The organism is Actinomadura chokoriensis (genome assembly GCF_041463665.1).
Lineage (GTDB): Bacteria > Actinomycetota > Actinomycetes > Streptosporangiales > Streptosporangiaceae > Spirillospora > Spirillospora chokoriensis_A.
Window position 1 is genome coordinate 236,076 of the sequence record NZ_JAXCEJ010000004.1, and the last position, 21,015, is coordinate 257,090.

Annotated in this window: 20 protein-coding genes; 16 read left to right on the plus strand and 4 right to left on the minus strand. The window is 73.4% G+C overall.

Going from position 1 to position 21,015, the window contains the following annotated elements:
• The first annotated feature begins 31 nt into the window (after positions 1–31).
• The 3 genes from SM418_RS09710 to SM418_RS09720 all read left to right on the plus strand — a co-directional run bounded on the left by SM418_RS09710 (position 32) and on the right by SM418_RS09720 (position 2,382).
• Complete coding sequence (locus SM418_RS09710) at positions 32–817, plus strand: PP2C family protein-serine/threonine phosphatase (protein WP_371940273.1); 786 nt, start codon at positions 32–34, stop codon at positions 815–817.
• 259 nt (positions 818–1,076) lie between these two features.
• Positions 1,077–1,568, plus strand: coding sequence for a DUF2752 domain-containing protein (locus tag SM418_RS09715; protein WP_371940272.1), 492 nt, complete (start codon positions 1,077–1,079; stop codon positions 1,566–1,568).
• Between the two features lie 88 nt (positions 1,569–1,656).
• Complete coding sequence (locus SM418_RS09720; RefSeq protein WP_371940271.1) at positions 1,657–2,382, plus strand: RDD family protein; 726 nt, start codon at positions 1,657–1,659, stop codon at positions 2,380–2,382.
• A 192-nt stretch (positions 2,383–2,574) separates the two neighbouring features.
• On the opposite strand, the gene SM418_RS09725 is transcribed toward SM418_RS09720, so the two are convergent.
• Positions 2,575–3,342: an Rv1486c family protein gene (locus SM418_RS09725; protein ID WP_371940270.1), complete on the minus strand. Its 768-nt coding sequence runs from the start codon at positions 3,340–3,342 to the stop codon at positions 2,575–2,577.
• 221 nt (positions 3,343–3,563) lie between these two features.
• On the opposite strand from SM418_RS09725, the gene SM418_RS09730 reads away from it, so the two are divergent.
• From SM418_RS09730 to SM418_RS09740, 3 genes are all read left to right on the plus strand, one after another.
• Positions 3,564–4,352, plus strand: a complete 789-nt coding sequence (locus tag SM418_RS09730) for an ABC transporter ATP-binding protein (RefSeq protein WP_371940269.1) — start codon at positions 3,564–3,566, stop codon at positions 4,350–4,352.
• Between the two features lie 140 nt (positions 4,353–4,492).
• Positions 4,493–5,272: a sulfite exporter TauE/SafE family protein gene (locus SM418_RS09735; protein ID WP_371940268.1), complete on the plus strand. Its 780-nt coding sequence runs from the start codon at positions 4,493–4,495 to the stop codon at positions 5,270–5,272.
• 79 nt (positions 5,273–5,351) lie between these two features.
• Complete coding sequence (locus tag SM418_RS09740; protein WP_371940267.1) at positions 5,352–5,603, plus strand: DUF8836 family protein; 252 nt, start codon at positions 5,352–5,354, stop codon at positions 5,601–5,603.
• Here SM418_RS09740 and SM418_RS09745 read toward each other — a convergent pair.
• The 3 genes from SM418_RS09745 to SM418_RS09755 form a co-directional block, all read right to left on the minus strand.
• The gene (locus tag SM418_RS09745; RefSeq protein WP_371940266.1) at positions 5,600–6,703 is read right to left on the minus strand and encodes an acetamidase/formamidase family protein; all 1,104 of its coding nucleotides are present in this window, start codon (positions 6,701–6,703) and stop codon (positions 5,600–5,602) included. The two genes, SM418_RS09740 and SM418_RS09745, sit on opposite strands and share 4 nt — an antisense overlap.
• Before the next feature lie 95 nt (positions 6,704–6,798).
• A complete protein-coding gene (locus SM418_RS09750) occupies positions 6,799–8,994 on the minus strand; it encodes a cytochrome P450/oxidoreductase (protein WP_371940265.1) in 2,196 nt (731 codons plus the stop codon).
• A 66-nt stretch (positions 8,995–9,060) separates the two neighbouring features.
• Positions 9,061–10,140, minus strand: coding sequence for an NAD(P)-dependent alcohol dehydrogenase (locus SM418_RS09755; protein WP_371940264.1), 1,080 nt, complete (start codon positions 10,138–10,140; stop codon positions 9,061–9,063).
• 76 nt (positions 10,141–10,216) lie between these two features.
• Between SM418_RS09755 and SM418_RS09760 the strand changes: the two genes are divergently transcribed.
• The 10 genes from SM418_RS09760 to SM418_RS09805 all read left to right on the plus strand — a co-directional run bounded on the left by SM418_RS09760 (position 10,217) and on the right by SM418_RS09805 (position 20,990).
• Positions 10,217–11,674 (plus strand): aldehyde dehydrogenase family protein, encoded by a 1,458-nt coding sequence (locus SM418_RS09760; protein WP_371940263.1) that lies wholly within the window; start codon positions 10,217–10,219, stop codon positions 11,672–11,674.
• Between the two features lie 155 nt (positions 11,675–11,829).
• A complete protein-coding gene (locus tag SM418_RS09765) occupies positions 11,830–12,858 on the plus strand; it encodes a zinc-binding dehydrogenase (RefSeq protein ID WP_371940262.1) in 1,029 nt (342 codons plus the stop codon).
• Positions 12,855–14,315 (plus strand): amidohydrolase family protein, encoded by a 1,461-nt coding sequence (locus SM418_RS09770; protein WP_371940261.1) that lies wholly within the window; start codon positions 12,855–12,857, stop codon positions 14,313–14,315. The genes SM418_RS09765 and SM418_RS09770 overlap by 4 nt, the downstream gene beginning before the upstream one ends.
• Positions 14,302–15,384, plus strand: coding sequence for a BMP family ABC transporter substrate-binding protein (locus tag SM418_RS09775; RefSeq protein WP_371940260.1), 1,083 nt, complete (start codon positions 14,302–14,304; stop codon positions 15,382–15,384). The genes SM418_RS09770 and SM418_RS09775 overlap by 14 nt, the downstream gene beginning before the upstream one ends.
• A complete protein-coding gene (locus tag SM418_RS09780; protein WP_371940259.1) occupies positions 15,381–16,967 on the plus strand; it encodes an ABC transporter ATP-binding protein in 1,587 nt (528 codons plus the stop codon). The genes SM418_RS09775 and SM418_RS09780 overlap by 4 nt, the downstream gene beginning before the upstream one ends.
• The gene (locus SM418_RS09785) at positions 16,964–18,145 is read left to right on the plus strand and encodes an ABC transporter permease (protein WP_371940258.1); all 1,182 of its coding nucleotides are present in this window, start codon (positions 16,964–16,966) and stop codon (positions 18,143–18,145) included. Before SM418_RS09780 ends, SM418_RS09785 begins: the two co-directional genes overlap by 4 nt.
• Entirely contained in the window at positions 18,142–19,056 is a 915-nt protein-coding gene (locus SM418_RS09790) for an ABC transporter permease (protein WP_371940257.1), read from the plus strand. The genes SM418_RS09785 and SM418_RS09790 overlap by 4 nt, the downstream gene beginning before the upstream one ends.
• A 62-nt stretch (positions 19,057–19,118) precedes the next feature.
• Entirely contained in the window at positions 19,119–19,571 is a 453-nt protein-coding gene (locus tag SM418_RS09795; protein WP_371940256.1) for a VOC family protein, read from the plus strand.
• Positions 19,553–20,035, plus strand: coding sequence for a nuclear transport factor 2 family protein (locus SM418_RS09800; RefSeq protein ID WP_371940255.1), 483 nt, complete (start codon positions 19,553–19,555; stop codon positions 20,033–20,035). Before SM418_RS09795 ends, SM418_RS09800 begins: the two co-directional genes overlap by 19 nt.
• A gap of 133 nt (positions 20,036–20,168) precedes the next feature.
• On the plus strand, positions 20,169–20,990 hold the full coding sequence (locus tag SM418_RS09805) for a fumarylacetoacetate hydrolase family protein (protein ID WP_371940254.1): 822 nt from the start codon (positions 20,169–20,171) through the stop codon (positions 20,988–20,990).
• Positions 20,991–21,015 lie beyond the last annotated feature (25 nt).

Genomic DNA, 21,015 nt, shown 5'->3' on the forward strand with positions numbered 1-21,015 from the left:
CTCCTCTGACAGGATCGTCATCGAAATTGGTATGAACGTAGCAATCAGGTACGCAGCAGGCAGCGACATCGGGTGCAACCGCGAGAACAATGAGGACTCGGGTTACGCCGGTGCGCGGTTGATCGCGGTCGCGGACGGCATGGGCGGCTATGCGGGCGGCGAGGTCGCCAGCTCGACCGTCATCGGCTCACTGCGCTCGCTGGACACCGCTGCCCCCAAGGACGATCTTGTCGAGGTGCTGGGCCGCGCGGTGGCCGAGGCCAACGAGAAGCTCCGCATCGTCCGCGAGGAACGGCCCGACCTCAGCCGGATGGGCACCACGCTCACCGCGATGCTGTGGTCCGGCGAGTCCGTCGCGCTGGCGCACGTCGGCGACTCGCGCGGCTATCTGCTGCGCGACGGCGAGCTGTTCCAGATGACGCAGGACCACACGATGGACGAGTTGCTCAAGGCGGAGGCGGAGCAGGCGGGCCAGACCGCCGACCCAGCCGAGACGTCGCGGCTCTCGCACGTCCTCTACCGGGTGCTGGACGGCCGGGAGGACCGCGAGCCCGACCTGCGCCTGCGCGAGGCCCGCCTCGGCGACCGCTACCTGCTGTGCTCGGACGGCCTGAGCGGCCCGGTCGACGCGCAGCGGATCTACGAGGTGGTGTCCGCGGAGGCCGACCCGCATCGCGCGGTCGACCGGCTGATCGAGCTGGCCCGCGAGAACGGCGGGCCCGACAACATCACCGCCGTCGTCGCCGACGTCGTGGAGGCCGAGCACTTCCACGGCGCCGAGGGCCCCGTGGTCGTCGGCGCCGCCGCGCAGAGCTGAGCTTTCTCGCCCCTCCTGTATCCGGCTCTGTCCGGCCGTGCCGCGATCCGCGTCCGCTTCCGGCCGTTCTGACCGGCGTTTCGGCGTACCGTGCGCGCGGCTGCGTCCAAACGATTCATGAGACTCTTAGAAAGAAAGAGTGCCCACGTACCTGGTGATTTGTCTTACTCTTGCCCCTGGAGTGATGTCAGTGCGCTCTCGGTGACGGTCCCGTGGCGGACCGTCGCCCGCACCTGACCCGGCTCCGGGTGCACCCGGTATGCGGGTCACTCATCTGTTCGTCATCGAGGCGGAGGATTCGTTGGGGGGAGCGCCCGGGGCGGCGGCCACCGGTGCACCAGGCGGTGCGCTGGGCGGGATCGTCAGCCGGACCCTCACCGCGGCGCGGCACGGACCCCTGGGTACGGTGCTGCGTGTCGCGGCGATGGCCATGGCGGCCGTCGGCGCGTCATGGATCCACCGCGTCAACGACCCCGGCGTGCTCTGTCCCCTCCGGGCGCTCACCGGAATCCCGTGTCCCATGTGCGGAGGCACGACCGTGTTCATCGAGCTCGGCTCGGGCCGTCCAGGCCAGGCCGTCCTCGCGAACCCGGTCGCCCTGGCCGGCGCGATCGCCGTCGCCGCCGCACCGCTGGGCCTGGGCCGACGGTGGTGGGCACTCCAGCCGAAGACCCGTGCCTGGATGCTCGGCACCGCCCTCGTGGGGTCGGAGCTGTGGCAGCTCGTCCGGTTGGGAGTCCTGCGGGTTTGAGCCGAGGACGATCCTCGGCCAGACTTGCGGAGCCCACCGGGTCCGGCGGGCGTCACATAACCACAGGGTCAATCTATAAGGAGCAAGTGTGGGTAACCCCTACGACCCGTACGGTCAGCAGCCGGGCTACGGGCAGCAGCAGCCGGGCTACGGTCAGCAGCAGCCCGGGTACGGTCAGCAGCCCCCGTCCCAGCCGGGCTACGGTCAGCAGCCCCCGTCCCAGCCTGGTTACGGCCAGCCTCCGGCGCAGCCCGGTTACGGCCAGCAGCCCCCCGCGCAGCCGGGTTACGGCCAGCAGCCTCCCGCCCAGCCCGGCTACGGCGTCCCGGCGGCGTCCTCGCAGCCCGGCTACGGCGCCCCGGAGGTCCACCACCACCACTACGGCTCGACCGGCCAGCTGGCCGAGTGGGGTTCGCGTGCCGGTGGCTACATCATCGACTACCTGATCTTCATGGGGCCGGTCTTCGTCCTCTACCTGCTCAGCATGCTGCTGACGAGCTCCGGCAGCGGCGGCGCCGCGGTGCTCGGCCTGCTGTTCATGCTGGTCGGCCTCGCCCTCTCCTTCGCCGGCGGCCTGTGGATCTGCTACCAGGAGGGCACCACCGGCCAGTCCATCGGAAAGCGCCAGATGGGCATCCGCCTCATCAGCGCGCAGACCGGCCAGCCCATCGGCTTCGGCATGGCGTTCGTGCGCAAGCTCGCCCACATCGCCGACAGCTTCCTGTGCTACATCGGCTTCCTCTGGCCGCTGTGGGACGACCGCAAGCAGACCTTCGCCGACAAGATCTGCAACACCATCGTGGTCCGCGCCTGATCGACGACCTACGAGAACGGGGCGTCCCCACGGGGGCGCCCCGTTTCGCGTCCGCGCCCGCCGCTAGCGCTCCGTACCAGGATCCAATTCCTGGAACTGCGCTAGCGCTCCGTTCCAGGAACCGGTCCCTGCTTCTGTGGGGGCAACCCCCACGCCCCCGTTAGGGCGTTCGACCCGGTTCCTGCAACTCCGCTAGCGCTCCGTTCCAGGAACCGGGTCGAACGCGCTGTTGCAGGCGGCCACGAGAGCGCGGCGGACGGCGGCGTCGAGGAGCCGCAGGGCCTCGCCGCGGCGCCTCATCTGGTCGGCGCCGAGCCCGCGGTCGTCCATCTGCCGGGCCAGGTCGACGACGAGGGACAGCCGGCCGGCGAGCGCGGCGACGCGGTGGGCGCGCTGCGGGTAACCGGGGGCGAGCGGGTGGTCGCCGCGGTCGGGGTCGCGCAGGTCGACGAGCGCCTCGGCGATCTCGGGCGGGACCCCGGCGAAGTCGTCGACGGTCAGCAGCGCCTCGGTGGCGTCCCGCATGGCGAGCGTGAGCCGCCGGTCGGCCTCGGCGAGGGACGGGACGTCGGGCAGCCCCGCCGACGCCTCGTGCGGCGTCCAGCGGACGCCGACGTACGACGAGCCGCGCCGGTCCTCGGTGGGGACGAGGCCCATCGCCCGCCCGTCCAGGACGGCGACGACGGCGGCGCCCGCCTCGATCGCCGCGGTGTTGAACGCGGGCGGGCCGGGCAGCCCGAGCGGGTCGCCGGGCTCGGGCAGCGCCAGCCGCAGCGCCGCCAGCCCGCCGACGCGCAGGTCGCCGAGGCCGCGGCGCAGCGTCACCTCGGCGGGCTCGCCGCCGAGGATCTGCGGGCCGCCGACCTTCTCCACCGCGTCGACCGCCTCGTCCAGGCCGACGTGCCCCGTCAGCCAGGCGTTGCCCCACGCGACCAGCGACGTCGCTACGGCCCTGCTCATTCTTCCGGGCTCATTCCCTGACACTCAGCAATGGGCATGCGAACCACGATAGGCGCTCGGATCGCCGGTTCCACCGGACGTAAGGGACCTATCGCGGCGGGGGAGCACCGTGAGACCGCCGTTTCCACCGGGGATCCGGGGGGCCACGGCCGCCCCGGATCGCATAGGTTCTTCTCTGAGAAGGCGACCATTGGCTACCGGGAGTGGGGCGAAGGCACGCGATGTCCGGCGAGGTACTTCAGCTCCGCGGAGTCGGGGTCAGAAGAGGCGGGGCGACCCTGCTGCGCGATGTCACTTGGGCGGTGGACGAGGGCGACCGATGGGTCATCGTGGGCCCCAACGGCGCGGGCAAGACGACGCTGCTCCAGGTCGCCGCCGCGATGCTGCATCCCACCGAGGGCAAGGTCGAGATCCTGGAGGAGGAGATCGGCCGGACCGACGTGTTCGAGCTGCGGCCCCGCATCGGCATCGCGAGCTCGTCCGTCGCGGAGAAGGTTCCGGCGGGCGAGACGGTCATCGACCTGGTGCTGACCGCCTCGTACGCGATCATCGGCCGCTGGCGGGAGGAGTACGACTCGACCGACGTCGACCGCGCCGTGGCGCTGCTGGAGGCGCTCGGCTGCGCCGGCCTGGTCAGGCGGACGTTCAGCACGCTGTCGGAGGGCGAGCGCAAGCGCGTCCAGATCGCCCGCGCCCTGATGCCCGACCCGGAGCTGCTACTGCTGGACGAGCCCGCCGCCGGTCTCGACCTCGGCGGCCGGGAGGACCTCGTCGCGCGGCTCGGCGCGCTGGCCGGCGACCCGGCCGCGCCGACGATGGCGATGGTCACGCACCACGTGGAGGAGGTGCCCGAGAGCTTCACGCACGCGCTGCTCCTGCGCGGCGGTGAGATCGTCGCGCAGGGCAAGGTGGACGAGGTCTTCACTCCGGAGCACCTGACCGCCACGTTCGGGCTGCCGCTGACCATCGACCGCCAGAACGGCCGCTGGTACGCCCGCTCCCTTCGCTGAGGCGCTCCGTCCGCCGACCGGCCCGCGGTCGGCCCGCGCCCGGAATGGACCGTTCCAGGCACCCCGCGTGCGGACGTGTACTGCGGCTTTTCTAGCATCGTGGGGCCCTTGCGAAAACGTGGAACCGGAGTGGGTGTGCCTTGGACGTCCTTGACGCGGTCGCGGTGCTCGCCGCCGGGATCGCCGCCGGCGGGATCAACGCCATCGTCGGCTCCGGCTCCCTGATCACCTTCCCGACGCTGGTGGCGCTCGGCTACCCGCCGGTGATGGCGAACGTCTCCAACAACGTGGGCCTCGTGTCGGGCAACGTCAGCGGCGCGTACGGGTACCGCCGGGAGCTCGGCGGGCAGCGCCGCCGGCTGCTGCGGCTCGGCAGCGCCTCGCTGATCGGCTCGATCGTGGGCGGCCTGCTGCTTCTGGCGCTGCCGGCCGAGGCGTTCGACATCATCGTGCCGGGGCTGATCCTGATCGCGCTGGCGCTGGTGGTCGTCCAGCCCCGGCTGCAGGCGTGGCTCAAGGGGCGCCGGGAGGAGGGCGGCACGCACCGTCCCGACGGCGGCGCGCTGCTGTGGCTGGGCGTGTTGGGCACGGGCGTGTACGGCGGGTACTTCGGGGCCGCGCAGGGCATCGTCCTCATCGCGCTGCTGGGGATCGCGCTGGACGACGACCTGCAGGTGCTGAACGGCGTCAAGAACGCGATGGCGGCGATCGTCAACGGCACGGCCGCGCTGCTGTTCACGGCGGTGTGGCTGCTCGGCCGGACGGAGATCAGCTGGTGGGCGGTGCTGCTGATCGCGGTCGGCTCCACCATCGGCGGGCTGCTCGGCGCGCGGCTCGGCCGGCGCATCCCGCCGCTGGTGCTGCGCGGCGTGATCGTGGTGGTCGGGCTGGCCGCGATCGTCCAGCTGCTGCGCAACTGACCTGCGCCTTCCCACGGTTGCCGGACCCCGTTCCGGGGTATAACTCGAACATAGGTTCGAGCATGCGGAGGCATCGCGGATGAAGGGCGACTGGGTCGAGATCGTGGTCGACGTCGGCGGCGCGGCCACCAGGACTTACGAGGTGACCGCGACCCGCGCCGGCCGCCGGGTGGAGATCGGCAACCGGCGCGGGGTGGTCGAGGTCAGCGAGGTGACCCGCACCGGCACGGCGGTGCGGACCGCGCGCTTCATGTCCAACCGGGTGCTGGCCCTGGTCGAGCACCCCGTGGCCGACGAGCGGGGCGGGCACCAGGGCGACGGGCGGGGCTAACGGAAGTCGGCCTTGCGGATCAGGCAGTGCACGCCCTTGACCCCGTCGACCACCTGGCTGATCTCGAAGTCGGCGGCGGCGCTGAGGTAGGCGAGGGCGGTGTGCCGGGGCATGCCCTGGGTGGCCGAAAGGAACCCGACGGCGGCCCGGACGGCGCGGCGCATGGCCTCGCCGAGGTCCTCGTGCAGGCCGAGCGGCAGCCAGTGCGTGGCGGTCTCGGCGAACGGCTCGCCGAGCGCGCCGAGGAGGGCGGCGGCCTCCGCGCGCGGGAGCACGGTCAGCCGCAGCGTCGCGCGCAGCGGCGCCTCCAGGGCGGTGAGGGCGACCTCCCCGTCCCCCTGGGCGTAGTGCGGGTCTCCGGTGAAGAAGGACGCGCCGGGGACTTGGACGGGCAGGTAGAGCGACGAGCCGGCCTGGAGTTCGTTGACGTCCAGGTTGCCGCCGAAGTCGCCGGGGGGCACCGAGTGGAGGGGGTCGGCGGTGTCGGTCGCCACGCCCATCAGCCCGAGGAACGGCGCGAGGGGGAAGCGCGCGGCGCGTCCGTCCCCGTACGGGAGCACCCCGTAGTCGCGCCCGCCCTCCTCGACGACCTCGGTGAACTCGCAGACGCTGTTGTACGCGCGTACGCCGCCGGCCGGTACGGGGCCGCTGTCGGGCTCGGTCTCGGGGAACTCGCCGGGCAGCGCGCCGTACCCGTGCCGGCTGCTGATGAAGCCGTACGGGGCGCGCGGGAGCAGGCTCAGCGTCTCGACGCGCAGCACGTCGCCGGGCTCCGCGCCGACGACCTCGATCGGGCCGGTGACCACGTGCGGGCCGTCCTCGTCGTAGTCGTGCGCGACGTCGGAGGCGGCGAGGGCGCGGGCGTCGGCGAGCACCTGCTCGGCGGGGACGCCGAAACCCGCGAGGTACGCGGCGGGGTCGCGGCCCTGGTCCTCCAGGATGCCCTCGTGGCTGAGCGTGTCGACGGTGACGGTGTCGCCGGACGCGATCCGCAGCACCGGGGGCCGGTCCCGGTTGGGGAGCCGGCCCCACAGGCAGGTGTCGGGGGTGGTCGGGAGGTAGTGCGCGCCGTCGATGCGGCCTTCCTTGGGCTGAAGCATGACCGCATGCTCGCCACCCGGTGGTGCGCCGCCGTTCCAGGACTGTTAATCGCAGGTAACAGATGCACCATACGAGATGGTGTCTCGTATTGCCGTTACAGGTCGAGCACCAGGCGAGATGAGGCGCAGCGCCCGACGCAGATCATCATGGTCCGGCCCTCGGCCCGTTCCTCGCCCGTGAGCAGCGAGTCGCGGTGCTCGGGCTCCCCGGCGAGGACGCGGGTCTCGCACGCGCCGCAGTAGCCCTTCTCGCAGTCGTAGGAGAGCCCCGGCACCGCTTCCCGGACCACCTCGATGAGCCGCCGGTCGGCGGGCACCCGCAGCGTCCGGCCCGTCCGGGCGAGGTGGACGTCGAACTCGGTGTTGAGCGCCGGGTCGAACGCGACCTCCAGCGAGTCGTCGCCGGTGAAGCGCTCGACGTGCAGCCGAGGCCGGATGCCGAGCTCCTCGCAGGCGCCCTCGGCCGCGGCGATCATCGGGGTGGGGCCGCAGCAGTAGATCGCGGTGTCCGGATCGGCCTGCTCGGCGAGGATGGCCTTCAGGTCCGGGATGCCGGTCTCGTCCTGGGGCAGCATCCGCAGCCGGTCGCTGGCGAGCGCGGCCAACTCGTCCCGGAAGGCCATGGACGTGCGGGTACGGCCGCCGTAGACGACCTGGAACGCGGCGCCGCGCCGGGCGGCCTCGCGCACCATGGCCAGGATGGGGGTGACGCCGATCCCGCCCGCCAGGAAGACGTAGGAGTCCGCGTCCACCAGCGGGAAGTGGTTGCGCGGGCCGCGGACGCCGAACGTGGCGCCCGCGCGGGCGAGCGCGTGCACCTCCGCCGAGCCGCCCCGGCCGTCCGGCTCCCGCAGGACCGCGACCCGGTAGCGCGAGACGTCCGACGGGTCCCCGCACAGCGAGTACTGGCGGACGCGCCCGGACGGCAGCCGCAGCTCGAGGTGCGCGCCCGGCTCCCATGCGGGCAACTCCCCGCCGTCGGCGGGTGCCAGCGTCAGTGCGAGCACATCGTCGGCGGCCTTGTCGGCGTGCGTCACCGTCAGCTCGTAGGGGGCGCCGGGCGCGACGGCCGTCACGGGGGCGCCGCCGCCGCGCGGGCCGGGGGTGAAGACGGCCGGGATCGCGTCCCAGCCCTTCTGGTTGCCGCTGGTCGGGTAGGCCACGAGGCCGTCCTCCAGCACCCGGAAGTCCGGCAGCCGGGTCAGCACCTGCGTGATCATCTCGCGGAACATGGCGCGGGCGAGATGGGCGCCCGCGCAGCGGTGCGAGCCGATGCCGAAGCTGAGGTGCCGGGAGGCGTCGCGGTCGAGCCGGACCTGCGCCGGGTCGGGGAACACCGCCGGGTCGTGGTTGGCCGCCGCCCACGGGATGAGGACGCGCTCGCCCGCCCGGACGGGGCAGCCGCCGACCTCGGTGTCGGCGAGCGCCGTCCGGGCCATCGACTGGGACGGCGCGAACGCGCGCAGGAACTCCTCGGTGGCCCGCTCCAGCAGGTCGGGCGACTCGATGAGGCGCCGCCGCTGGTCGGGGTTGCGGCTCAGGTGGACCAGCACGGACCCGGTCAGCGAGGTCGTGGTGTCGACGCCGCCCGCGATGAGCAGCCCGATCACCGAGACGAGGGCGTCCTCGGTGAACGGCTCCCCGTCCGCGTCCCGGGCGGTGGCCACCGCGGTCACCGCGTCCCGCGCCGGCTCGGCGCGGCGGTCGCGGACCAGCTCGCGGATGCGCTGCTCCATGTAGGCGAGGCCCTGGGCGCCGCGCATCGCCCGCTCGCTGCCCGCCGGGGCGGCGAAGATGTCGTGGATCGGCCCGGCCAGCCGCGCCCAGTCCGCCTCGGGGAAGCCGAGCCAGTCGAGGGTGACGGCGGCGGGCACCGGGTTGGTCAGGTCGCGGACGAAGTCGGCGGAGCCGTGCTCGATGAACGCGTCCACGGCGCGGGCGGCGTGCCGGGCGATCATCGGCCGCAGCCGGTCGACCGCAGCCGGGGTGAGCAGCGGGTTGATCAGGTCGCGGTAGCCGGTGGACTCCGGCGGGTCGAGCTCGATCGGGTACTGCTCGAGCCCCGGCCCGCTCGGGATGACGATGGAGACGCCGTCCACGCCGGTCGCGGCGCGCGAGGAGGAGAAGGTGGCGTCGTCGCGGGCGATCCGCGACACGTCGGCGTACCGCGTCGTGTAGACGAACCCGCCGTGCGCGGAGGTGCGGCCCACCGGACAGGACTCCCGGTACGCGGCGTAGTAGCCGACCGGGTCGGCGGTGCATTCGGCCGAGTGGTGGTCGAAGGGTGTCATGTGCGCGACTCCAGATGCGCAGGGATCCGCGCGGTGTTGCCCAGCCGCGCCACTGGGGGTTGCGGTTCAGAAGGTGAGGACGGCCTTGCCTGCCGTGCCGCTCCGGGCGGCGTCGACGGCCTCGCCGATCCGCTCGAACGGGAAGTGCGTGACGATCTCGTGCACCGGGAACCGGCCCGCGGCGTGCAGGGCGAGCAGTTCGGGCACGAAGACCTGCGGGACGGCGCCGCCGCCGATGATTCCGGTGATGGTCCGGCCGTTCAGCACGCTGCGCCAGTCGAAGATCATCTCCTCGCTCGGGCCGACGCCGATCACGCCGCAGGTGCCGAGCGGGCCGAGCGCCTCGACGGCGGTGCGCAGGACGTCCGCGCGGCCGGTGGTGTCGACGGCGAAGTCGAAGCCGTCCGGCGCGATCGAGCTCAGCTCCCGCGCCGCGCCCGTGCCGCCGGCCACCCCGTGGGTGGCGCCGAGGGACCGGGCGGTGGCGAGCCGTTCGGCGTTGAGGTCGACGACCGCGATGGTCGTGCAGCCGCTGAGCACGGCCGCGAGGATCGAGGAGACGCCGACGGCGCCCGCGCCGAAGATCGCGATGGACGAGCCGGGCGAGGGGCGCAGCACGTTCAGCACGCCGCCCGCGCCGGTCTGGAAGCCGCAGCCGAACGGCCCGGCGAGGGTGAGGTCGGCGTCCTTGGGGATCGGCACGACGGCCCGCGCGGGGGCGATGACGTGGTCGGCGAACGACGACTGGCCGAGGAAGTGGGCGTTGATCTCGGTACCGGCCATCGAGACGGCCGAGGTACCGTCAGGTCTCCGCCCACTGAAATTGAGCGCGTCGAACCGCGTGCAGTAGCCGGGGGAGCCGGTCAGGCAGGGCCGGCAGTGCCCGCACGAGGTGAACGACAGCGCCACGTGGTCGCCGGGCGCGATCCCGGTGACCTGGTCGCCGACCCGCTCGACGATGCCCGCGCCCTCGTGCCCGAACACGGCCGGGGCTTCGAAGAACGTCGCGAACTCGAGGTCGGTGGCGCAGATGCCGACGGCGCTCAGCCGGACGAGGACCTCCTCCGGGCGGGGCGGGCCGAGCTCGACGTCCCGGAGGACGAAGGGCTCACCGGGCCGGTCCAGGACGGCGGCTGTGACGCGCATGAGAGTTCCCCCAGGACATTTCACAGAAAGATATGGCATCTTGACATGCGGGATAGGCGCGGTCAAGGATTCCGGCATGTCCCCACTTGAAATTCCGGTCTCCCGGCAGCTCATCGACGGTGCGTGGATCCCCGCCGAGGACGGCGCGGGCCTCCAGGTCCTCGATCCCGCGAACGGTCGTCCCATCCAGGAGATCGCGCGCGGGGGCGAGGCGGACGTCGACCGGGCGGTCGCCGCGGCCCGGCGCGCGTTCCCCGGCTGGGCCGCGACCTCGCCCGCCGAGCGCGGCGCCCTGCTCGGCCGCTGGGCGGCACTGATCATGGAGCGGGTCGAGGACCTGGCCGCCTGCGAGGCGCGGGACGTCGGCAAGCCGCTGTCCGGCGGCCGGCTGAACGCCTACATCACCCGCGGCATCGTCGAGTACTTCGCCGGCGCCGCCGACAAGCTCACCGGCGTCACGCTGCCCACCCGCGGCACCGACTACCTGGGCTTCACGATCCCCGAGCCGTACGGGGTGTGCGCGGTCGCGATCCCCTGGAACGTGCCGATGCTGCTGACCGCGGCCAACGTGGCGCCCGCGCTCGCGGCCGGCAACACCGTCGTGCTCAAGCCGTCCGAGGTCGCCCCGCTCGGGCCGATGGCGCTGGCCGAGCTGGCGCGCGAGGCCGGGTTCCCGCCCGGCGTGCTCAACGTGGTCACCGGCCTCGGCACCGAGGCGGGCGTCGCGCTCACCGCGCACCCGGGCGTCGACCACATCAGCTTCGTCGGCTCCACCGTCACCGGCCGCGCGGTGATGCGCGCCGCGGCCGGCAACCTGGTGCCGGTCAAGCTCGAACTGGGCGGGAAGTCGCCGAACGTGGTGTTCGCGGACGCCGATCTCGACGCCGCCATCCCGGCGATCGTCGGCTCCATCACCGAGAACGCCGGGCAGAACTGCTACGCGGGCTCGCGGCTGCTGGTCGAGGAGTCGATCCGCGCCGAGGTGACCGAGCGCGTGGTGGCGGGCATGCGCGCCGTGCGACTCGGCACCTGGGACCAGGACCTCGACATGGGGCCGCTGGTCAGCGGGCTCCAGTACGAGCGGGTGCTCGGCTTCCTGGAGGAGGCGCCGCGCGAGGGCGCCCGGGTGCTGACCGGCGGCGCGAAGGGCGAGGTGCCGGACGGCGGCTGGTTCGTGGCGCCGACCGTCCTGGACGGTGTGGAGCCCGGTATGCGCGTCGTCCGGGAGGAGGTCTTCGGGCCCGTCCTGACGATCCAGGGCTTCACCGGAATGGCCGAAGCGGTCGATCTGATGAACGACACCGACTTCGGCCTGCTGGCCTGCGTGTGGACCGACGACGTGTCGCGGGCGCTGCGGGTGGCCAAGGACGTGCGGTCCGGCCAGGTCGCGGTGAACCAGTTCCACGACGCGGGCGTGATCGGGTTCCCGTTCAACATGCAGAAGGACAGCGGGTTCAGCGCGGGCGGCGGTTACGCGGCGCTGCGCGAGTACACGCAGGAGAAGGCCGTGGCGGTCCGGTTGCTGGACCGCTGAGCCGGTCGGCGCCCTGACGTGCGGGTCGACATCGCCGGGAGTTTTTCCCGAAGTGTTGACACGCCCGTATGGCGAGGTTCAGAGTTGCCTCACATTGCGAGTCGCTGGCTCACAATGCGAGATGAGTTCGACGGCGGAACCAGCCGGAGGTCCTGGTGAGAGCACTGGTCCAGACTGCGTTCGGCGGCCCCGAGGTGGTGTCGCTGCGACGCGTCCCCGACCCGGTCCCCGGCCGCGGGGACGTGCTCGTCCGGGTGCGCGCCTGCGCGCTCAACCGGCTCGACGTCCTGCAGCGGCGCGGCCCGGCCGTGCTGCCCGGCTTCCGCCTCCCGCACATCGCCGGGACGGACGTCGCCGGAGAGGTCGAGGCCGTCGGCGACGAGGTGCGCGGGCCCGCCGCCGGCGACCGCGTGGTCATCGACCCGACGCTCGGCTGCGGGACGTGCCGCCGGTGCGGCGCCGGGGACCCCGGCCACTGCGCCGGGGTCCGCGTCGTCGGCGGCAACATCGCGGGCGGGTTCGCCGAGTACGTCGCGGTGCCCGCGCGGCTCGTCCACCGCGTCCCCGAGCACGTCGGACTGGACGAGGCCGCCGCGCTGCCCACCTCCTGGAGCACCGCCTGGCACGCCACGCTGACCGTCGGCCAGGTCACCGCCGGGGAGACCGTGCTGGTGCAGGCCGCGGCGAGCTCGGTCAGCATCGCCGCCGTCCAGCTCGCCAAGCGCGCCGGGGCCCGGGTCGTCGCGGTCGCGGGCAGCGACGCCAAGCTCGCCCTGGCCGGCGACCTCGGCGCCGACCTGCTGCTGCGCAACGAGGACGACGTGCCCGCGGCCGTGCGCCGCTTCACCGGCGGCGAGGGCGCCGACGTCGCCCTCGACCACGTGGGCGCCGCGACCTGGAAGTCCTCGATGGACAGCCTGCGCGCCGGCGGCCGGCTGGTGACGTTCGGCAACACCACCGGAGACGAGGTCACGATCTCCCTCGCGGGCGTGTACCACCGCGGGCTCCGCCTGCTCGGGTCCGGCGCCTACACCGAGGCCGAGTTCGCCGCGATGCTCGCCGCCTACTACGAGGGCGGGCTGCGGGTCGTCCGGATGGCCGACTACGGGCTGGACGAGCTGCCCGCCGCGTCCGCCGCCGTCGAGTCGCGCGCGGCCATCGGCAAGGTCCTGGTCCGCCCATGAACGGCGCCTCCCTCCTGGTCACCGGCGGCACGGTCGTGACGATGGCGCCGGACCGCGCGGTCCTCACCGGCGCCACCGTCGCGGTCAGCGGCGGCCGGGTCACCGCGATCGGCCCGTACCGGACGCTCCGCGCGGAGCACCCGGGCGCCGCCGAGCTGGACGCGGCGGGCTGCGTGGTCGTGCCCGGCATGATCAACGCGCACCAGCACTGCACCGTGGACCCGCTGATCCGCAGCGTGATCCCGGACGACATCGACGCCCAGGAGGCGATCTTCGGCTGGGCGGTGCCGCTGCACGGCCTGGTCACCGGCGACGACGACGAGCTGTCCGCGGCCCTCACCGCCGCCGAGTCGCTGCTGCGCGGCGTCACCACCGTCCTGGAGCCGGGCACCGTCGCCCACCCCGGCCGGGTCGCCGCCGGGCTGTCCGCCGCCGGGATACGCGGACGCGTCGGCGGCTGGGGCTGGGACGCCCCGGACGTCCCCCACTCCCTGCCCGCCGCCGAGGCGGTGGCCCGGCAGGAGGAGATCGTGCGGAGCCTGCCCGGCGACGGCCTCGTCACCGGCTGGATCACCCTGGTCGGCCACGACCTCGCGAGCGACGAGCTGTTCACCGGCGCCGCCGCGCTCGCCGAGCGCCTTGGCACCGCGATGACCTGGCACATGTCCCCCGGACCGGGCGACGCCGAGTCGTACCTGCGCCGCACCGGCGCCCGCCCCCTCGTCCACCTGCGCCGGCTCGGCGTGCTCGGGCCGCGCCTGCTGCTCGGCCACGCGGTGTGGCTCGACGACGACGAGGTCGACGCCGTCCTGGAGACGGGCACGGCCGTCGCGTCCTGCCCCGGCGCCTACCTGCGGCTCGGCCAGGGCTACACGCGGGCCGGGCGGCACGGCGAGCTGGTCCGGCGCGGCGGCCGGGTCGCGCTCGGCTGCGACGCCCACAACGCCGGCGACGCGCCCGACGTGCTGCGCGCCGCCGGGCTGCTGGCCGGCCTGGAGAACGACCGCGGCGCCTGGCCGCTGCGCGCGGACGAGGCGTTCGCGCTGGCCACCTGTGCCGGTGCCGAGGCGATCGGCCTCGGCGACCAGATCGGGTCGATCGAGGTCGGCAAGGCCGCCGACCTCGTCGTCCTGGACGCCCGCGACCTCGCCTGGGCTCCGCCCGGCGACCTCGCGGCACACCTGGTGTGGGGCGCCCCGAGCCACACCGTCCGCGACGTGGTCGTCGCCGGGCGGGTCGTGGTGCGGGACCGCCGGCTCACCACCCTCGACGCCGGCGCTCTGCGCCGGGAGGCGGAGACGCGTTCGGCCGCGCTGCTGCGTGCGGCCGGCCTGGACGTCCCCCGCCGCTGGCCGGTGCTCCCCGCGGACGCTCCGCGGGGCCCCGGCGACCAAGCCTCCCGCCCCTTCGCACCTTCGACCGTCCGATCGAAAGGACCCTGTGGTGAAGAACCGTAAATCGGTACGGATCGCGGGCGCCGCGTTCGCGTGCGCCACCCTGTTCGCCCTGGCCGGCTGCGCCGAGAGCGACGCCACCGCGAACCAGAGCACCGGCGGGGGCGGGGCGGGCGGCGTGCTGCCCGGCGAGCCCGACGTCAACGGCGACGGCAAGGTCGTCATCGGCGTGCTCAGCCCCGGCGACATCAACGACAACGGCTACTACGAGAGCTTCGTGACCGGCGCCGAGGCGTTCGCCAAGGCGAAGGGCTGGACGGTCATCAAGCGCGGCAGCGTCCCGGAGAGCGAGGCGCTCAGTGCGGCCCGCGCCCTGTGCCAGCAGAAGGTCGACATGGTCGCGCTCGGCGCGTCCGAGTTGAAGGACGCGATCCCCGCCTCGGAGGAGGCGGTCTGTCAGAAGACCGCCTGGTACGTCCCGAGCTCCGGCAACGTCCAGCAGACCCCCAAGGTCATGCTGTCCACCGACGACCCGTCCCAGAGCATCCTGTCGGCCGGGTACGCGACCGGTGTGCTGATGCAGGCGCGCGGCACCAAGAAGGCCGCCTTCGTGGCCGGCATGGAGGTCGACTTCAACATCAACGCCTCCAAGGCGTTCAAGGCGGGCATCCGCTCGGTGATCCCGGACGCGACCGTCACCACGACCTACGCCGGCGACCAGGACGACGCCGCCAAGGCCAAGGAGGCGGTGCAGGCCCAGATCGACCAGGGCGTCGGCGCGGTCTACCCCTACCTCGGCGGTTCCACGGACGCCGCCGCGAAGCTCGCCAACACCAAGAACCTCATCACGCTGACCCCGGGCACCGACCGGTGCTCCTCCACCGACCCGAAGTTCGACCTCTCGGTGCTGTTCAGCCCCGGTGACTACTTCACCGAGGCGCTCAAGCTGTTCGAGGCCGGGAAGCTGGAGATGGGCGTGCAGAAGGTCTGGACGATCGGCAAGGACCCGTTCCCCACGGTCAAGCTGTGCGGCGACGACGCCGCGGCCAAGCAGAAGATCGAGACCTTCATGAAGGACATCGCGAGCGGGAAGATCAACGCCGCCGCGGAAGTGGAGAGGCTCGGGAAGTGACGACCGATCACGGCGGCCGCGACGGCGGCAGGGCCAGGGCGCCCGCGCTGGAGCTGCGCGGGATCGGCAAGTCCTACGGGCGGGTCGTGGCCTGCGACGCGGTGGACCTGACCGTCCACCGCGGCGAGATCCACGGCCTGCTCGGCGAGAACGGCGCGGGCAAGTCCACGCTCATGAAGATCCTGCTCGGGCTCGTCCGGCGGGACTCGGGCGCGATCCACCACGACGGCCGCCCGGTGGACGTCGCCGGCCCGCAGGAGGCGATCGCGCTCGGCATCGGCATGGTGCACCAGCACTTCAGCCTCGTCGAGCCGCTGACCGTCTGGGAGAACATCACCCTCGGCGACACCGGCAAGGTCGACCGCGCGCGGGCGTGCGCGCAGGTCGAGGAGGTCGGCGCCCGGTACGGGCTGCCGATCGACCCGCTGGCCCCGGTGTCGCGGCTGTCGGCCGGGGAGCGGCAGCGGGTCGAGCTGATCAAGTGCCTGCGCCGCGACCCGTCCGTCCTCGTCCTGGACGAGCCCACCTCGGTGCTCACCCAGGCCGAGTCGGCGGAGCTGTTCGGCGTGCTGCGCGAGGTCGTCGCCGGGGAGGACCGCGCGGTGGTCCTGATCAGCCACAAGCTGGCCGAGATCACCACGGCCACCGACCGGGTGACCGTGCTGCGCCGGGGCCGCGTCGCGTTCCACAGCGCGACCGCGGAGACCACCGCGCAGGAGCTGGCCCGGCAGATGGTCGGCCGGGACGTCTCGCTGCGCGCCGAGGCCGCCGCGCTCGGCATGCTCCCGGTGGAGCGCCGCGGCAAGCGGCAGCCGGAGGAGGAGGCGCCGGAACCCGGCGTCGAACCCGCGCTGCGGCTGTCGGGCGTCACCGTCCGGTCCGAGGGCGTCGCGCTGCTCGACGACTTCAGCCTGGAGGTCGCACCCGGCGAGATCCTCGGCCTGTACGGGGTGGAGGGCAACGGGCAGGCGACGCTGGGCGACCTGCTGTCCGGCCTGGTCGAGCCGTCCGCCGGGACGGTCGACGTCGGCGGCGTGCGGGTCGACCCGGCCAGGCCGGGCGCGCTGCACAAGGCGGGCCTCGGCATCGTCCCGGAGGACCGGCACGCCTCCGGCGTCGTCCTCGACATGAGCGTCGCCGACAACCTGGTGATGAAGGCGCTCGACGGGGTCAGCGGCCGGCTGCTGGTCGACCGGCGCAAGACCCAGGAGCTGGCGCGGCGGCTCGCCGCCGAGTTCAACATCATCACCTCGTCGCTGGACGCGCCCGTCCGCAGCCTGTCGGGCGGCAACCAGCAGCGGGTGGTGCTCGCCCGGGAGATGTCGGCGGCCCCGTCGGTCCTCGTCGCCGCGCAGCCCACCCACGGCCTCGACGTCGGCGCCATCGAGGACATGTACCTGCGGCTGCGCAAGGCCGCCTCCAGCGGCGTGGCGGTCCTGCTGATCAGCACCGAGCTGGAGGAGGTCATGGCGCTGGCCTCCCGCATCGCGGTCATCTCCCGGGGCCGCGTCGCCGGCCTGCTGCCCACCGCCGAGGCCACCGCCGAACGCCTCGGCATGCTCGTCGGAGGTGTGGCCGCGTGACGGAGGTGGAACGGTCCGGGCGGCGGCTGGCCGCGGCGCTGAACGCCCGGCGGGGCGGGGCGCAGGTGGCCGGGACGACGGTGGTCGCGGTCGTGCTGGCGCTGGCGGTGTCGTCGGCGCTGGTGGCGGCGACCGGCGGGTCCCCGTCCAGGGCCGTGACGGCGCTGTACGACGGGAGCCTCGCGAACGCGGCGGCGATCAGCGCGACGCTGCTGTACGCGGCGCCGCTGCTGCTGGTGGCGGTCGGGACGTGCGTGTGCGTGCGGGCCGGCGTGTTCAACCTCGGCCAGGAGGGCCAGGTGCTCATCGGCGCGCTGGCCGGGGCCGGGATCGGGCTGCGGCTGGCCCTGCCGGGGCCGGTGCTGCTGGTGGTCGCGCTGGTCGCGGCGGCGCTGGCGGGCGCGGCGTGGGCCGGGGTCAGCGCGCTGATGCACCGGTTCCGCGGCGTCAACATCGTGGTGAGCACGCTGCTGATGACGTTCCTGGCGCAGCAGCTGGTCGCGTTCGCGGTGAACACGCCGTGGCTGCTCCAGGAGACGAGGCGCGGCGGCGCGACGGTGTCGCCGCAGTCCAACCGGCTGCCGGAGAACGCGCTGCTCGGCTCGTTCGGCGAGTACCCGGGGCTGCAGATCAACGGCGGGCTGCTGATCGCGCTCGTCGCGGCCGCGGTGATCGCGGTGCTGATCACGCGCAGCCGGTGGGGTTTCCGGCTGACGATGCTCGGCCTGAACCCGCGGGCCGCCCGGCACGCCGGGGTGCGGGTCGCGGCGCTGAGCGGGACGGCGCTGGCGGTGTCCGGAGCGTTCGCGGGCGTCGCCGGGGCGGTGCTGCTCGCCAGCCCGGTCGGCACCAACCGGCTGCAGGGCGGCATCTCCAACAACATCGGCTGGGACGGGCTGCTGGTCGCGCTGGTCGCCCGCAACCGGCCGCTGGTGGCGATCCCGGTCGCGCTGCTGTTCGGTGTGCTGCGTTCGGGGGGAGGGTTCCTGGCGTCGACCGGGGTGCCGTCCTTCCTGGTGGACGTGGTCAAGTCGCTGCTGGTGCTCGCGTTCGTCGTCCCGCCGGTGCTGACCGAGGCGATGCGCCGCCGGCGCGAGTCGCGCGGCGCCGGGGCCGGCGCGGACGTTCCGGCACCCAAGGCCAAGGAGGCGGTCAGCCTGGAAAGCAGGGCGTCATGAGCGCCGCGGACAACATCTCCACGATCCTCGCCAGCGGCGCCCGGCTGACGGTGCCGCTCGCGTTCGCCGCCTGTGGGGAGTACCTCGCGGAACGGGCCGGGACGGTCAACATCTCGGTCGAGGCGATGATGCTGGGCGGGGCGTTCGGGGCGGTCGCGGGCGCGTCCGTCACCGGCAGCGCGACGACGGGTCTCGCCGCCGGGATGCTCGTCGGCGTGCTCGTCGGGTTCGTGCACGGCAACCTGTCGCACCGGGCGGCGGTCAACACGTTCGTGGTCGGCCTCGTCCTCAACACGCTGGTGCTGGGGCTGACCAGCTACCTGATCGTCACCGGTTCGTTCACCGGGCACCAGGTGTGGCAGGTGAGCGTGCCGGTGCTGCGCGACATACCGATCGTCGGGCAGGTGCTGTTCGTCGAGCGGTGGCCGGTCTACCTGCTGATCGGGGTGATCCCGCTGACCTGGTGGCTGGTCGAGCGCAGCCGGTGGGGCCTGGAGCTCCGCGCGGTCGGCGAGGACCCGCAGGCCGCGGACGTGACCGGCATCGACGTGAACGCGCGGCGCCGGCAGGCGCTGCTGTGGTGCGGCCTGCTGGCCGGGCTCGGCGGCGCCTACCTGGCGGTGGGCGAGGTCGGCTCGTTCAGCCAGAACATGACCGCCGGCCGCGGCTTCATCGTGATCGCCGCGGTGATCTTCGGGGCCTGGCGGCTCGGCCGCACGCTGCTCGGCTGCGTGCTGTTCGGGCTCGCCGACGCGATGCGCCTGGCGCTGCCCGCGCTGGGCTTCACGATGAACTCGCAGCTGCTGATCGTCGCGCCCTACCTGCTGGCGCTGGTCGCGATGCTGCTGTTCGCCGCCAAGGACCGGGAGCCACGCGCGCTGGGCAAGCCCTTCCAGCGGGGCATCGCGTGACCGGGTAGGACAGGGGACCGGGCCAGGCGTCTGCGGGCCCGGACGATTCGAAGGAGGAGCACGTGACCGGACTGACCGCCGCGCGCTGGACGCATGTGGCGCTGCCGACCGGAGACCTGGACAAGTCGATCGACTTCTATACATCGCTCACCCCGCTGGTGGTGGTCGAGCGGTTCAAGGACGCCGACGGGGAGAGCGCCTGGCTGTCCAACGACGGCCAGGCGGAGACGCCGTTCGTGCTGGTGCTGGTCTGTTTCAACAAGGACCGGGGCGGCGAGCTGGGGCTGCTGCACCCGTTCGCGCACATCGGCATCGAGGTGCCCGAGCGCGCCGACGTGGACGCCCTCGCCGAGCGCGCCCGCGAGATGGGCAGCCTGCACTGGGAGCCGCGCGACATGCCGGACCCGGTGGGCTACATCTGCGCGCTGAAGGACCCGGACGGCAATGTGGTCGAGATCTCGCACGATCAGAAGGTGTTCGACACGGTCCGGGCGAAGTGGGGAGGCGGGTCCTGACCGCCGACTCCACCTCGGCCGAGCCGGGGGCCGTCGCGCGGGTCGAGGAACGGACCCGCGCGGCGGCGCTGCGCTATCTCGGCGCGCTCAACCGCCACGACGCCGACGCCGTCGCGGCCTGCGTGACCGAGGACTTCGTCAACGAGCACACGTCCGCGATGGGGCAGGGCGTCACCGGGCGCGACGCGTACCGGGGGCGGCTGGACGGCTTCCTGGCCGACTTCGCCGACCTGCGGTACGAGATGGAGGACCTGGTCGTCCGGGACGTGCGGGCGGTGCTGGCCTACAAGATGTCGTTCCGGCTCGTGTCGGCCGGGAACGCGCCGGTCAAGGTGCGCGGCGTGTTCCGGCTCTGGGTGAACTCGGACGGCCTGCTGGCGCGCCGGATCGACTACTGGGACGGCTCCGAGGTGACCCGCCAGCTCGCCGACGCCGTCACCGCGACCGCGGCGCACTCGGCCTGACCTGCGATTCCGCCGTGCCGCTCGTCCGCCGGACGGGCGGCACGCCATGCTGCCCGGCACCTCTCGTGTTGCATTGTGAGATGCCATCTCTCATTGCTTGACAGGACTCCATCTCGCATCGAAAGATGACGTCGTGCATGTTGTGATGACGTCGGCGGGCATCGGCCGGATCGAGGACGGCGCCGTGGCCGTCCTGGACGCGCCCTACCCCGACCCGAACACCGTGATCGAGACGACCGGCTCGCTGGACGCGCTGGGCGGGGCCAAGGTCGTCCGGCGGATCCCCCTGGACGGCGACGAGCTGGACCTCCGCGCCCCCCTCGGCCGCCCCCGCGCCCTGTGGGGCGTCGGCCTGAACTACCACTCCAAGGCCGAGCGGACCGGGCGCCCCGCTCCGGACGAACCGGTGCTCTACCTGGCCGGCTCGTCGTCGGTGAGCGCGCCCGGCGCGGCGGTCCGGCTGCCGGCCGAGGAGACCGTCCAGATGGACTACGAGGCCGAGATCGCCGTCGTCATCGGCCGGACGCTCGACCGGGCCGCCGAGAGCGAGGCGTGGTCGGCGGTCGCGGCCATCACCGCGGCCAACGACATGACCGCCCGCGACGTCATGAAGCGCACCGGCACCCCCGCCCTGGCCAAGAGCTTCCCCGGCTTCACCCCGCTCGGGGCCTCGCTGCTCGCCCGCGACGCCATCGCCGATCCGGACGCGATCGGCGTCCGCAGCTGGGTCGGCGACGAGCGGCGCCAGGACTCCTCCAGCGCCGACATGATCTTCGCGATCCCCGAGCTGCTGGCCCGGATCTCCCGGTACGCGGCGCTGCGTCCCGGCGACGTCGTGCTGACCGGCACCCCGGCCGGGACGGGCCAGGACCGCGACGACTTCCTGCGCCCCGGCGACACCGTCCGGATCGAGGTCGACGGCGTCCTGCCGCTGACCACCCACGTCCGGGCGTGACCGCACCAGGCGTGACACCACCAGG

What these genes read in the sequence shown, in the direction of transcription:
- SM418_RS09710 (WP_371940273.1), top strand. Translation starts at nt 32, where the DNA reads ATGAACGTAGCAATCAGGTACGCAGCAGGCAGCGACATCGGGTGCAAC.
- SM418_RS09715 (WP_371940272.1), top strand. Translation starts at nt 1,077, where the DNA reads ATGCGGGTCACTCATCTGTTCGTCATCGAGGCGGAGGATTCGTTGGGG.
- SM418_RS09725 (WP_371940270.1), bottom strand. Translation starts at nt 3,342, where the DNA reads ATGAGCAGGGCCGTAGCGACGTCGCTGGTCGCGTGGGGCAACGCCTGG.
- SM418_RS09730 (WP_371940269.1), top strand. Translation starts at nt 3,564, where the DNA reads ATGTCCGGCGAGGTACTTCAGCTCCGCGGAGTCGGGGTCAGAAGAGGC.
- SM418_RS09740 (WP_371940267.1), top strand. Translation starts at nt 5,352, where the DNA reads ATGAAGGGCGACTGGGTCGAGATCGTGGTCGACGTCGGCGGCGCGGCC.
- SM418_RS09745 (WP_371940266.1), bottom strand. Translation starts at nt 6,703, where the DNA reads ATGCTTCAGCCCAAGGAAGGCCGCATCGACGGCGCGCACTACCTCCCG.
- SM418_RS09750 (WP_371940265.1), bottom strand. Translation starts at nt 8,994, where the DNA reads ATGACACCCTTCGACCACCACTCGGCCGAATGCACCGCCGACCCGGTC.
- SM418_RS09755 (WP_371940264.1), bottom strand. Translation starts at nt 10,140, where the DNA reads ATGCGCGTCACAGCCGCCGTCCTGGACCGGCCCGGTGAGCCCTTCGTC.
- SM418_RS09760 (WP_371940263.1), top strand. Translation starts at nt 10,217, where the DNA reads ATGTCCCCACTTGAAATTCCGGTCTCCCGGCAGCTCATCGACGGTGCG.
- SM418_RS09770 (WP_371940261.1), top strand. Translation starts at nt 12,855, where the DNA reads ATGAACGGCGCCTCCCTCCTGGTCACCGGCGGCACGGTCGTGACGATG.
- SM418_RS09790 (WP_371940257.1), top strand. Translation starts at nt 18,142, where the DNA reads ATGAGCGCCGCGGACAACATCTCCACGATCCTCGCCAGCGGCGCCCGG.